Source organism: Kitasatospora sp. NPDC056181 (assembly GCF_042266225.1).
GTDB lineage: Bacteria > Actinomycetota > Actinomycetes > Streptomycetales > Streptomycetaceae > Kitasatospora.
The window spans coordinates 20217-32740 of sequence record NZ_JBHJUK010000012.1; the positions used below are offsets into that span (position 1 = coordinate 20217).

9 protein-coding genes and 1 riboswitch are annotated in these 12524 nt (G+C 75.1%); of the genes, 3 read left to right on the top strand and 6 right to left on the bottom strand.

All coding sequences use genetic code 11. The annotated features are described in order from the left end of the window. Positions 1 to 3: 3 nt before the first annotated feature. Genes ACFC1F_RS07690 through ACFC1F_RS07700 form a run of 3 tightly spaced genes read right to left on the bottom strand, consistent with a single transcriptional unit; the run spans position 4 to position 4614 of the window. Positions 4 to 2109 carry a putative cobaltochelatase gene (locus tag ACFC1F_RS07690; protein ID WP_376156414.1) on the bottom strand — a complete coding sequence of 702 codons (2106 nt, stop codon included), beginning with the start codon at positions 2107 to 2109 and terminating at the stop codon, positions 4 to 6. Further along, positions 2102 to 3619, bottom strand: a complete 1518-nt coding sequence (locus tag ACFC1F_RS07695) for a cobyric acid synthase (RefSeq protein ID WP_376156415.1) — start codon at positions 3617 to 3619, stop codon at positions 2102 to 2104. The genes ACFC1F_RS07690 and ACFC1F_RS07695 overlap by 8 nt, the downstream gene beginning before the upstream one ends. Then, complete coding sequence (locus ACFC1F_RS07700; RefSeq protein WP_376156496.1) at positions 3616 to 4614, bottom strand: cobalamin biosynthesis protein; 999 nt, start codon at positions 4612 to 4614, stop codon at positions 3616 to 3618. Before ACFC1F_RS07700 ends, ACFC1F_RS07695 begins: the two co-directional genes overlap by 4 nt. 104 nt (positions 4615 to 4718) lie before the next feature. Beyond that, positions 4719 to 4849: riboswitch (cobalamin riboswitch) on the bottom strand. 252 nt (positions 4850 to 5101) lie between these two features. On the opposite strand from ACFC1F_RS07700, the gene ACFC1F_RS07705 reads away from it, so the two are divergent. From ACFC1F_RS07705 to ACFC1F_RS07715, 3 genes are all read left to right on the top strand, one after another. Beyond that, entirely contained in the window at positions 5102 to 5815 is a 714-nt protein-coding gene (locus tag ACFC1F_RS07705) for an XRE family transcriptional regulator (protein ID WP_376156417.1), read from the top strand. Between the two features lie 296 nt (positions 5816 to 6111). Then, on the top strand, positions 6112 to 7233 hold the full coding sequence (locus ACFC1F_RS07710; protein ID WP_376156419.1) for an alpha/beta hydrolase: 1122 nt from the start codon (positions 6112 to 6114) through the stop codon (positions 7231 to 7233). A 279-nt stretch (positions 7234 to 7512) separates the two neighbouring features. Further along, positions 7513 to 8946 carry a hypothetical protein gene (locus tag ACFC1F_RS07715; RefSeq protein ID WP_376156420.1) on the top strand — a complete coding sequence of 478 codons (1434 nt, stop codon included), beginning with the start codon at positions 7513 to 7515 and terminating at the stop codon, positions 8944 to 8946. Between the two features lie 162 nt (positions 8947 to 9108). Here the strand turns inward: ACFC1F_RS07715 and ACFC1F_RS07720 are convergent, their stop codons facing one another. The 3 genes from ACFC1F_RS07720 to ACFC1F_RS07730 form a co-directional block, all read right to left on the bottom strand. Further along, a complete protein-coding gene (locus ACFC1F_RS07720; protein WP_374105984.1) occupies positions 9109 to 9987 on the bottom strand; it encodes a phosphatidylcholine/phosphatidylserine synthase in 879 nt (292 codons plus the stop codon). Beyond that, positions 9974 to 10666, bottom strand: a complete 693-nt coding sequence (locus ACFC1F_RS07725) for a phosphatidylserine decarboxylase (RefSeq protein ID WP_245204592.1) — start codon at positions 10664 to 10666, stop codon at positions 9974 to 9976. The genes ACFC1F_RS07720 and ACFC1F_RS07725 overlap by 14 nt, the downstream gene beginning before the upstream one ends. A 505-nt stretch (positions 10667 to 11171) precedes the next feature. Further along, a complete protein-coding gene (locus tag ACFC1F_RS07730) occupies positions 11172 to 12374 on the bottom strand; it encodes an acyl-CoA dehydrogenase family protein (RefSeq protein ID WP_209411787.1) in 1203 nt (400 codons plus the stop codon). Between the last annotated feature and the right edge of the window lie 150 nt (positions 12375 to 12524).

Sequence of the window (12524 nt, forward strand, 5' to 3'; positions counted from 1 at the left end):
GGATCAGGCCGCCTTTCGGATCGCACGGTTGGGACGGTTGTCGCGGACGAGCGAGGCCACGCCCTCGGCGCGCAGCTCGTCCAGGGTCACGGCGGGGGCGCCGAGCTGCGCCGCCAGCGTACGGGCCAGGCCGAGCCGGACCGGACCGGCCTCGCAGTCCAGCACCACGCCCGCCACGCCCTGGGCGGCCAGCAGCCCGGCGGCCCGCTGCGACTGCGCGACGGCGTCGCGGGTGCCGGTGGCCCGGCCGTCGGTCACCACGACCAGCAGCGGGCGGCGGTGCGGGTCCCGCATCCGCTCGACCCGCAGCACCTCGTGCGCCCGCAGCAGTCCGGCCGCCAGCGGGGTCCGGCCGCCGGTGGGCAGCGACTCCAGGCGGGCCGCGCCGACCTCGACGGACGAGGTGGGCGGCAGCGCCAGCTCGGCTGAGGCGCCGCGGAAGGTGATCATGCCGATCTTGTCGCGGCGCTGGTAGGCGTCCATCAGCAGCGAGAGCACCGCGCCCTTGACGGCGGTCATCCGCTGCCGGGCCGCCATCGAGCCGGAGGCGTCCACCACGAAGAGCACCAGGTTGGACTCCCGGCCCTGGCGGACCTGCTCGCGGAAGTCGTCCTTGTGCAGCAGCAGCGCCCGGGACGCCCGGCCGCGCGCCACCTGGTGCGGCGCGGCGGCCTGCAGGGTGGCGCTCAGGTGCAGGTGCGCCAGCCGGCCCTGCGGGCGGCGGGCGCGGATGGCGTGGCCGCCGTCGGTCTCGGCGGGGGAGCGGCGGCCCTGGGCGCCCTTCCCGGTGCCGTCCACCTTGAACAGCCTGGTCCGGTACGGCTCGTCGGCCGCCACCGGGGCGGACTCCCGTGCGGGGGCCGGGTGCTGAGCCGGCACCGGCTGCTGCCCGGGGGCCTCGGGGGCGTCCGCGGGGGCGGGGGCGTCGGTGCCCGCGGGGGCCTCAGGCCCGGCGGGCTCGGGCGCGCCGCCGCCACCGCCGTTGTCGGGGCCGCCGCCGTCGGGGCCCGGGCCGTCGTCCTCGGGCCCGTCGCCCTCCGGCTCCCCGGGCCGAGGGTCCTCGCCCTCCGGTTCCCCGGACTGCGGCACCTCCGGCTGGGCGTGCTCCTCCAGCGTCCGCTCCAGCTGCTCCTCGTCCAGCCCCGGCGCGTCGAAGGGGTTGCGACGGCGGCGGTGCGGCAGTGCCAGCCGGGCGGCCTGGCGGACGTCCTCCTCCAGCACCTCGGTGCGCCCCGCCCAGGCGGCCAGGGCGACGGCGGTGCGCGCCATCACGATGTCCGCACGCAGCCCGTCCACCTCGAACGCCGCGCAGACGGCGGTGATCTGACGCAGCGCCACATCGGTGAGCCCGACCTTCGGCAGCAGCTCGCGGGCGGCGGTGATCCGCAGCGCGAGCTCCCGCTCGTCCTCGGCGAACCGCGCGGCGAAGCCGGCCGGGTCGGCGTCGTACGCCAGCCGGCGGCGGACCACCTCGGCGCGCTCCGCCGGGTCGCGGGTGGCGGCGATCTCGACGGTCAGGCCGAACCGGTCGAGCAACTGCGGCCGCAGCTCGCCCTCCTCCGGGTTCATCGTGCCGACCAGCAGGAACCTCGCCGCGTGCCGCACCGAGACGCCCTCGCGCTCGACGTAGGAGCGGCCCATCGCGGCGGCGTCCAGCAGCAGGTCCACCACGTGGTCCTGGAGCAGGTTGACCTCGTCGATGTAGAGCACGCCGCGGTGCGCCTGGGCCAGCAGCCCCGGCTCGTACGCCTTGACGCCCTCGGCGAGCGCCCGCTCCAGGTCGAGCGAGCCGACGATCCGGTCCTCGGAGACGCCGACCGGCAACTCGACCAGCCGGGCCGGGCGTTCGGACGAGGCGCCGCCGGCGTGCGGGCCGTCCGGGCAGTGCGGGTCCGGCGCGCCCGGGTCGCAGGCGAAGCGGCAGCCGTCGACGGTGGCGATGGACGGCAGCAGGCCGGCCAGCGCGCGCACCATGGTCGACTTGGCGGTGCCCTTCTCGCCGCGCACCAGCACGCCGCCGACGGCCGGGGAGACCGCGTTGAGCAGCAGCCCGAGCCGCAGGTCGGCCATGCCGACGATCGCGGTGAAGGGGTAGCGGACGTCACTCATGATTCTCCAAGGGGGCCCCGGGCGGAAGGAACGGCAGCGAACCCGCGGCCGGCACCCCGCCCTCGATCAGCTTCCACAGCGCGTCGGTGTCCGCGTGCTCCTCGATCAGGTCGCCCAGCCGGTCGAGCCGGGCCTCGCGCGCCTCGGCGAACAAGACGTCCGGCGCGGGCGTGAACGCCCGGCCCGACAACCCGGCCACCTCGCGCAGCAGTTCGCGCCGGAACCCGTCGTTCTCCAGCGCGCCGTGCCAGGTCGTCCCCCAGACCGAGCCCACCCGGCAGCCGTCCAGGAAGGCCTCGCCGCCCTCCACCGCGACGATCCCGTGGTGGATCTCGTACCCCTCGACGCGCTGCCCGTACGCCTCGCCGACCGGCCGGCCGAGCACCTTCTCGGCGCCGAACCGGACGTGCGTGGGCAGCAGCCCGAGGCCGTCGACGGCGCCGGCCTTCGACTCGACCTCGTCCACGATCTCCCGCGCCAGCATCTGGTAGCCGCCGCAGACCCCGAGGACCGGCAGCCCCGCCGCCGCCCGCGCCTTGATCGCCGGCTCCAGGCCGCGCTCGCGCAGCCAGGCGAGGTCGGCGACGGTGGCCCGGGTGCCGGGCAGCACGACCAGGTCGGCGTCGGCCAGCTCCTCGGGCCGGGTGGCCCAGCGGACCAGGACGCCCGGCTCCTGGGCCAGCGCGTCCAGGTCGGTGAAGTTGGAAAGCCGGGGGAAGCGCACCACGGCCACCCGCAGCACGTCCGCGCCGAGCGGCCCGCGCCCGGCGGTCCGGTCGACCACGGTCGACAGGTCGAGCGAGTCCTCGGCGTCCAGCCAGAGGTCCGGCAGCATCGGCAGGGTGCCCAGCACCGGGCGGCCGGTCAGCTCGCGCAGCATCTCCAGGCCGGGCGCGAGCAGCCGCGCGTCGCCCCGGAACTTGTTGACGAACCAGCCGGCCACGTGCCGCTGGTCCTCCGCCGAGAGCAGTGCCAGCGTCCCGTACATCGCGGCGAACACCCCGCCGCGGTCGATGTCGCCGACCACCACGACGGGTAGTCCGGCGGCGGTCGCCAGGCCCATGTTGGCGATGTCGCGGTCGCGCAGGTTGATCTCGGCGGGCGAGCCGGCGCCCTCGCAGACCACCACGTCGTAGCGGCGGCGCAGGTCGGCCAGGCACTCCAGGGCGCGCTCCAGCAGGACGGGCTTGCGCTCGCGGTAGTCCAGCGCGCCGACCTCGGCGACGGGTCTGCCGAGCAGCACCACCTGGCTGCGGCCGTCCGCGCCCGGCTTGAGCAGCACCGGGTTCATCGCCGCCTCGGGCTCCACCTTGGCGGCCTGGGCCTGCATCGCCTGGGCACGGCCGATCTCGGCGCCGTCGGCGGTGACGAAGGAGTTCAGCGACATGTTCTGCGCCTTGAACGGCGCGACGCCGACACCCTGGCGGGCCAGCCAGCGGCAGATGCCCGCGGTGACCACGCTCTTGCCCGCGTCCGAGGTCGTTCCGGCGACCAGCAGTGCGTTGCTCATGCCTTTCCCCTCCTGAGGGCCGCCCGGAGCAGCAGGTGCCCGGCGACGGTCGTACCCAGCGCCAGCGCGCCCACCCTCCGGGACAGCACACAGGCCCGCTCGATGTCGTCCACCCCGACCGGCCGCAGCTCCCCGCCCAGCACCGGCCGGTGCTCGACCCTTCCCCAGCCCTCGGCCGGGGGGACCCCCGGCCCGGGGGAGGCCCCGTCCCCGTACCGCAGGGTGCCGCCGAGGCGGACGCCGACCGCGCCGGCGAAGGCCGACTCGGCCTGGCCCGCGTTGGGGCTCGGGTGTGCGGAGCCGTCCCGCCGCCAGACCCGCCAGGCGGTCCGGGGCTCGGGCGCGGCGGCCACCGTCAGCAGGGCGGTCAGCCGGGCGCCGGGCCAGCCCGCCACGTCGTCCAGCCGGGCCGAGGCCCAGCCGAACCGGGCGTGCCGCGGCGAGCGGTGGCCGACCATCGCGTCCAGGGTGTTGACGGCCCGGAACGCCAGCAGCCCGGGTGTGCCCGCGACCGCGCCCCAGACCAGCGCGTTGACCACGGCGTCGGCGGTGTTCTCGGCGACCGACTCGACCACCGCGCGGGCGATCTGCTGCTCGTCCAGCGCGCTCGGGTCGCGCCCGCACAGGTGCGGCAGCCGCTCGCGGGCCGCCGTCAGGTCCCCCGCGGCGAGCGAGCGGCCGATGGTCCGGGCCTCGCGGGTCAGCGAGGTGCCGCCGAGCACCGTCCAGGTCGCGGCGGCGGCCAGCGCGGCCCGCCCCGCCGGGCGGCGGCCGAGGACGCGCTCGGCGGCCACCGCACCGGCGGCGACGGCGCCCACGCAGAGTGCGGTGTAGGCGGTGCCGACGGCCCGGTCGTCGCGCCAGAGCCGCTTCTCCAGCCGGCCGGCCGTACTGCCGAAGACGGCCACCGGGTGGCCGCGGCGCGGGTCGGCGAACCGGGCGTCGGCGAGGTACCCCGCGACGGCGCCCACGGCGAAGGCCGCGGCGCGGGTCAGCGGGCGCACGACGGACAGCAGAGGGCTCGGAAGGTCGGGGCAGCCTGCATCGCGTGCGTGTCCTCACTCAGGGTCCGCGCCCTGGATCGACGTACCGGGGGCGAGAGTCTCCTGGCTTCCGGGTCGGACGCACCCCCGGGCCTTCCAGCGGCTTCTGACGGCCCGCCGTGGCTGTTCCGAACGTGCTCCCCGGTGACAGTGGCGGGACCGCGCCGGACTCGCACCGGCTTCCTCTGCATGCCTCCGTATTGGCTGAAGGATCCCATCACGCGGCCGAACCGCGAGTCAACCAAGGTCACGGAGGGGTTGGTCACACGGTCTGCACGGTTCCCGCCCCGGTTTCGGCCCCGTCGCTACCTCTGATCATCACCCCCCGCAGGGGCATGACAGCCTGTGTGATCGTCCAGCGGCATGTAGACCCCTACAGCGGTGCTTCGTGCGTTCGGCGGCTGGGGCACCGAACCACCAGCCCCTACCGTCGGGTCCCATGCGACGCAGACAGCCCCCCGCCGTCCCTCCGGTGCCCTTTTCGCCCGCGGCCGCCCGCGCGCACCGCGCCGGCCTCGGCCTGACCCCGGAACAGGTGGTCGAGGGCATGGCCGCGCACGGGGTCCGGCTGGTGCCCGCCCACGTGCTCGGCTGGGAGGGCGGCGAGCTGCGCCCCGCCGAGGAGGAGTTCATCGCGCTGGCCCGCGCCCTCTGGTGCCCGCCGGCCCAGCTGATGGGGGTCCGCCCGGCCCGGCTGCGGGACTTCCGGGTCGCCCGCGAGCTCGGCCAGGAGAACGCCGCCCGCCGGATCGGCATGCCGCTGCCGCACTACCAGCGGGCCGAGGCCACCGACCGCTGGGACGGCGACGAGGAGCAGACCCACGCGCTCGCCCGGGTGCTCGGCCTGACACTGCGCGAGCTGGTCGCGGTGACGGGCCGTCGGGACGAGCTGGACCAGCGGCTGCGGCAGTGCGTGGACGGCCGCTGGCAGGCGCAGGTCCGGGCGATCGGCCGGATCGTGCCGGTGCACGAGGAGGACCTCGCCGCCGTGCTGGCGGTGCTGCAGAACGAGAACCAGGTCTCCTCCCACTGGGGCGCGGGCAGCTGGGGCTCCCCGGCCCCGGCGGCGCGGCACTCCGCGGGGCGGGAGCAGCCGCTCGACGAGCGGTTCTGGGAGCTGCTCGGCCGGCGGGACACCGAGATCCCGGTCTGACCGGAGGGCCGCACCCCGCGGCGACGCCGCGCCGAGGTGAAGCCGTGTCGAGGTGCCGAGGTGAAGCCGGGCCAGGTGCCGAGACGATGCCGTGCCGAGGTGACCCCGTCCCGGTGCGGCCGGTGCTCCTCGGCGTGACGGGCGTCCCGGTGGGTCCCGGTGGGTCCCGGTGCGGCCCGGGGGCCCGGTGTGGCCCGGTGTGACCCGGACGGCCGTGTCCGGTGGCCGGCCGCCGCCTCCGCGAGTGGACTGGTGGGCACACTGCCCAGTCCGCGACCTACAGAGCGGGGAGCGATATGCGTTGGGGAACCGCAGCCGTCGTGGCGGCCGCCGCCATCGGTGCCGGTGCCGGGGCCGCCGTGCTGGTCATCGGCCGGAGGGCGTCCGAGCGGATGGTCCACCGGGTGAAGGCCCCGGGCCGACCCGCCGGCCCCGTCCTGGTCAAGGCCCTCGCCTCCGGGCGCGTCACCTTCACCCGCAGTCCGGAGAGCATCCGCCCCGGCCGCTGGGCCGTCGAGTGGGGGGACGGCGGGCACGCCGTGGTCGAGGAGGTCCTGCACGAGGACGCGCAGGGCGTCACCCGGCGGCTGGTCCGCGCCGACCGCGGCACCCTGACCTCCGGCACCGTGGTCCGTTTCACCCCCCGCGTCCACACGGGCGACCCGACCACCGCCCTCGGCCTGCCGTTCTCCGAGACCGCCGCCGCGGGCGAGCTGGGCGCCCTGCCCGCGTGGTACCTGGACGGCAAGCGCGGCACCTGGGTCGTCCTGGTCCACGGCTCCGGCGCCGACCGGCAGCAGGTCCTCCCGGTGCTCCCGCTGCTGGACCGGCTCGGCCTGCCCGCTCTCGCCGTCACCTACCGCGGCGACGCGGGCGCCCCCGCCTCCCCCGACGGGCTCGACCACTTCGGCGAGACCGAGTGGCGGGACGTCGAGGCGGCCGTGCGGCTCGCCCTGGACAGCGGCGCCGGGAGGGTCGTCCTCTACGGCTGGTCGCTCGGCGCCACGATCGCCCTGCAGACCGCCGCCCGGTCCGCCTGGGCCTCCTCGGTCAGCAGTCTGATCCTGGACTCGCCCGTTCTCGACCTGCCCGCCACCGCCCGCCGGGGCGCCGCCCGCTCCGGCTACCGCGGCACCGCCGCCGAGCTCGGCGCCCTGGCGGTGGAGGGACGGACCGGCGTCGACCTGGCCGACTTCGCCCGGATCGCGGACGGTACCGACCTTCGGGTGCCGACCCTCGTCCTGCACGGCCCCGACGACCCCGTGGCGCCCTGGCGGGCCGCCGCGCGGCTGGCCGGGCGCCGCTCCGACGTGGTCAGCCTCCAGCCGGTCCCCGGCGGCGACCACGCCGCCCTCTGGAACGCCGACCCCGCCCGCTACGAGGAGCAGCTCCGCCGCTGGCTCACACCGTTCCTCTAGCCCACCGTTCCTCCGGCCCCAGGTGGCCCTCCGCCCCCTCCCGTGACCGCCGGGCGGCCGCCCCCGGTGTCCCTGACATGATCACGACATACAGATCCGGCCAGGCGGTTTGGCCTCTGTTGCCCGATCTTGTGGACCCCCCGCGCCCGCCTCCCGGAGCCCGCGGCGAACCGGATGTGACAGATGGCCGGTACAAGGGGAAGACTGCACGACGTGACGTCTCGGAACCCGCGCGACCGTGATGCCCCGCTCCCGCCGACGATCGGTTCCGGTGCGACGGTGACCCGTCTCCCCGGAACGGCCTACCGCCCCGCCGGCGCCCGGCCGGGCACCGGCGTACCCCGCCGACGAGGCCCCGCACCCGCCCCCGGCCGCGGCCGGGTCCCGGTGCCCGAGGGCTTCCCCGCTCCTGCCGAGCTCGCCCCGCTGGCCCGCCGGATGCTGGTCGACGCCGTCCGCATCGCCCGCTGGGCCGGCGAACTCTCCGAGGTCGACAAGCGCGGCGAGCTGCTCCCCGAGGACGCCCGCGCCGCCGGCCGCGCGCTGGCCATGACGGTCGGTGCCGCCGCCAACGCGTGGGGCCAGGCCCTGCTCGTCGGCCTGGTCGAGGCCAGGGACGGCGGCGCCGCCCCCGGCTGGCGCCTGCACGCCTGGGAACACGACGACGAGGCCGTGGTCCGCGGCTGGTCGGCGCTGTTCGACGCCTGGACGCTGCTCGCCCCGGTACCGCCGGCCGCCCTGCGCGGCGTCTTCGCGATGCTCGCCGGGCAGGCCGTCGACCAGGCGCCGCAGTTGCTCTCCTTCCTGCACCTGGTGGCCGGCCCGGTCGCCGACAGCGAGCTGCTGGAGCTGCTGCGCCGGGGCCTGGACGAGCGCCGGGTGGGCGGCGGTACCGGTGCGCTGGGCCTGTCGCCCGTGCCGCACGCCGCGTCCGCCGTCTCGGCCGTCCGCGGCACCTGCCGCGAGCCGCAGATCGACACCCCGGCCGCGACCGCCGACGTCGCCGCCGTCCTGGACTGGATGCTGGACGGCCTCGCCGCCGTCGGCGCGGTGGTCCGCAAGGACGAGGCCGCCGAGCTGTCCCCGCTGGGGCACTGGGCGGTGCGGGCCAAGCTGGAGGAGATCTGCACCGTCGCGCAGACCGCCGCCGGGCACATCGAGCAGAGCGCCTTCGAACTGCTCAACGCCTGCGCCGACTACTCGCCGGGCCCGGCCCGCGCCGAGTTCCGCGCCTGGGTGGCCGCCCGCCCGGCCGACCGGGCGGTGGCCGAGCTGCTGGACGCCGCGCAGGGCGACGACGCCCTGGTGCGCGGCCTCGCCTTCGAGGCGCTGCGCGTGGCCGGTTCCACCGCCGAGCAGGCCGTCCGGGCCGCCGTCGACGAGCCGGTGCTGCGCCCGTACGCGCTGCTCTGGCTGGCCGAGCAGTCGGACGAGGGCGTCGCCCCGGCGGACGTGCTCGGCGCGGAGGACGCCGCCTGGCTCTGGGTGGACACCGCCGCGGCCGTGCTGGACCACGGGGAGACCGAGCTGCTGGTCGGCCACGTCGAGGGCGCCTCGGCCGGTGACCCGGTCCGGCTGTTCGCCCGCGCCCGGCAGTCCGGGCACCCCCGGGCCGCCTCGGTGCTGACCGCCGTCTCCGGGGTCCACCCGGACCCGGGAGTGGCCCGCGCGGCCCGCCGTTCGGCCTTCAGCGTCCACCGCGGCGGCGCCTGAGCCGTCTGGGCGTGGGCCTGAGCCGTCCGGGCCTGAGCCGTGAGCCTGAGCGGCCCGGGCAACCGCACCGCCTGAACAACCGCACCGCCCGCACGACCCCGGGTACGACGAAGGGCCCGGATCCGTTCACCGGATCCGGGCCCTTCGTCGTGCGTGTCGTGATCAGTCGAGCCGTGACTCGGCGCGGCGCGCCCGCACGTCCCCGACCTTCTGGCCGACCTTGCGCCGGATGACCAGCAGCGGGGCCATCGCGGCCAGCGTGATCTGGCCGTAGGCGCCGATGTGCAGCAGGTAGTCGCCGCCCTTGAGGCCGGTCGCCCAGGCCGCCAGGCAGCCGATCGAGAGGACGATCCAGCAGAGCGTGGCGGTGGCCAGCAGCCCCTGCGGCTTCGGGTACTCGATCCGGCTCATCATCAGGTACGCGGTGCCCGCGATGGCCAGCAGGCCGGGCAGGAACGGCGGGTCCAGCAGCACGATGGCGATCACCGTCATGGCGCCCATCGGGCAGGGCATGCCCTGGAACACCCCGGGCCGCATCTTCACGGCCGAGAAGCGGGCCAGCCGCAGCACCACGGACAGCAGCACCGTCAGTGCGATCAGGGCCGAGAGCCGGCTGTCGGAGCCCGGCGAGACCATGCCCCAGACCGCGACGAAGTAGGCCGGCGCGATGCCGAAGCTGATCAGGTCGGCCAGGTTGTCGAGTTCGGCCCCGAGGGCGGAGGAGCGCAGCTTGCGCGCCACCAGCCCGTCGAAGAGGTCGCACATCGAACCGATCAGCAGCAGCGTCACCGCGGTGGCGGCGCTGTGCTTGTCCGGAGCGGCGTCCGGGTTGGTGATGTGCGGGACGAGGACCCCGGTGGTGATCGAGTAGATCGCCAGGAAGCCGCAGACGGCGTTCCCCAGGGTCAGGAAGTCGGCGGTGGACAAGTGCTGCGGGGAGCGCGGAGCACGCAGCTCACGGTCGCGCGCCCAGCGGCGACGGCGCAGGGCCGTCTCCTCGTCGTCTAGGCCGACGATGGTCTCAGGTTCAGTCACGGTCAAGGCGAGTCACCCCGGCTGTGGTCTTCTGGCCGACCTCGACGCCGACCTCGACGCCGGCCGGCAGGTAGGTGTCGACCCGGGACCCGAAGCGGATCAGACCGATCCGATCGCCCTGCTCGACCTTGGTACCGGCGTCCACGTACGGCACGATCCGGCGGGCCACGGCCCCCGCGATCTGCACCATCTCGATGTCGCCGAGTTCGGTGTCGAAGTGCCAGACGACCCGCTCGTTCTGGTCGCTGTCCTTGTTGAACGCGGGCACGAAACCGCCCGCGACGTGCTCCACCGACGCCACCGTGCCGGGCAGGGGCGCCCGGTTGACGTGGACGTTGAGCGGGCTCATGAAGATCGCCACCCGGGTGCGGCCGTCCGGCCAGGCGTCGATGCTCTGCACCACGCCGTCGGCGGGGGAGATCACTCTGCCCGTGCCGATCTCACGCTCGGGGTCGCGGAAGAACCACAGCATGCCCGCGCCGAGCGCACAGGCGGGTACCGCCGCCAGGGCCCACTTGCCACTGCGCCGGGTGAGGGCGGTGGTCACGGCGGCCGTGGCGAGAGTGGGGACGAACCAGGGGGTGGCTCCGCGCGCGATGGTCACGCGGGGTCGCCGACCGGCCGTCGTGGGTGCGAGGGCATCGCGGTCCGTGACGGAGGTGTGAGGGGACGGGCTGATGGGCATCGAAGACCTTTGTCGCGGGGGAACATGGCCGCTGGACGGGGGCCACCGCGGGGATCGAGTAATAGAGGGACGGCTGCTGTCCCGGTGGATGCTATCGGGAGCACACGGTGGGTGGGCAACCCGCCTGCTCGTTCATGTGTCCTGCGTGAGGCGTCGTTGCGCCTCCTTGGTATACGACCGTAGCTCGCCCCGCTCCGGTTCCCAAGGGTCCGGGCAGGGCTGGTGACTCATGTCTCAACGGACGGGCCTACGGAACCGGGCGCGGCGCGGCGCCGTTCGCCGGCGGCGCACGAGGGTGCGCCGAAGCGGCCGCAAGGCGCGTGACAGCAGCTGTACGCCCTGCGGCCGCTTCGGGAGCCGTGCCGGGGCCCCAGGCGGACCAGGCCGGGGCCGTGGTGGGCACGGCGGGATGCCGGGACGGGCCCGCACGCCCGTCTTCCGGCCGTCATCGGGCCGTCGGCCCGGCCCCGCGGCGCGTCACCGCGCCGGGGCCGGGCACCGTTGGTCACTCCGCGATGCGGTACTCCTCCAGCAGGCGGCGGCCGACGATCATCTTCTGGATCTCCGCAGTACCTTCACCGATGAGCAGCATCGGGGCCTCGCGGTAGAGGCGCTCGATCTCGTACTCCTTGGAGAAGCCGTAGCCGCCGTGGATGCGGAAGGCGTCCTCGACGACCTCCTTGCAGTACTCGGAGGCGAGGTACTTGGCCATGCCGGCCTCGAGGTCGTTGCGCTCGCCGCTGTCCTTCTTGCGGGCGGCCATCACCATCATCTGGTGGGCGGCCTCGACCTTGGTGGCCATCTCGGCGAGCTTGAACTGGATCGCCTGGTGCTCGGCGATCTTCTTGCCGAAGGTCGAGCGCTGCTGGGCGTAGGAGATGCCCAGCTCGAAGGCGCGCCGCGCGACGCCGCAGCCGCGGGCGGCCACGTTGACCCGGCCGACCTCGACGCCGTCCATCATCTGGTAGAAGCCCTTGCCCGGGACGCCGCCGAGGATGCGGTCGGCCGGGATGCGGACGTCCTGGAGCACCAGCTCGGTGGTGTCGACGCCCTTGTAGCCCATCTTCTCGATCTTCCCGGGCACGGTGAGGCCGGGGACGGTCGGGTTCGGGCCGAAGCCCGCCGTCTTCTCGATCAGGAAGGTGGTCATGTTCTTGTACGGGCTGTTGCCGCCCTCGTCGGTCTTGCAGAGCACCGCGACCAGGGTGGACGTGCCGCCGTTGGTGAGCCACATCTTCTGGCCGTTGAGGACGTAGAAGTCGCCGTCCTTGACGCCCTTGGTGGAGATGGCCGAGACGTCCGAGCCGAGGCCGGGCTCGGACATCGAGAAGGCGCCGCGGATCTCGCCGGCCGCCATCTTCGGCAGGAAGTAGTCCTTCTGCTCCTGGGTGCCGTGCGCGTTGATCATGTGCGCCACGATGAAGTGCGTGTTGACGATGCCGGAGACGGACATCCAGCCGCGGGCGATCTCCTCCACCACGAGGGCGTAGGTGAGCAGCGACTCGCCGAGGCCGCCGTACTCCTCGGGGATGGTGAGCCCGAAGAGGCCGAGCTGCTTCATGCCCTCGACGATGGCGGTCGGGTACTCGTCCTTGTGCTCCAGCTCGGTCGCGACCGGAATGATCTCCTTGTCGACGAAATCCCGCACGGTGGCGAGGATGTCCCGCTGGATCTCGGTGAGGCCGTCGGTCTGTGCGAGGCGTCCCATCGTGCGGCTCCTGTGGCGAAGAGAAAAGAGGGTGGGGGGCGAAGAGCGGGGGGGGATTGCCGGGGGCCCTGCCGGCGTGGCTGCGGCAGCAGGGCCCCCGTTCCGGGTGGGGATCGGCCGATGACGGCGGCCTACCCGTCCGGGGTCCAG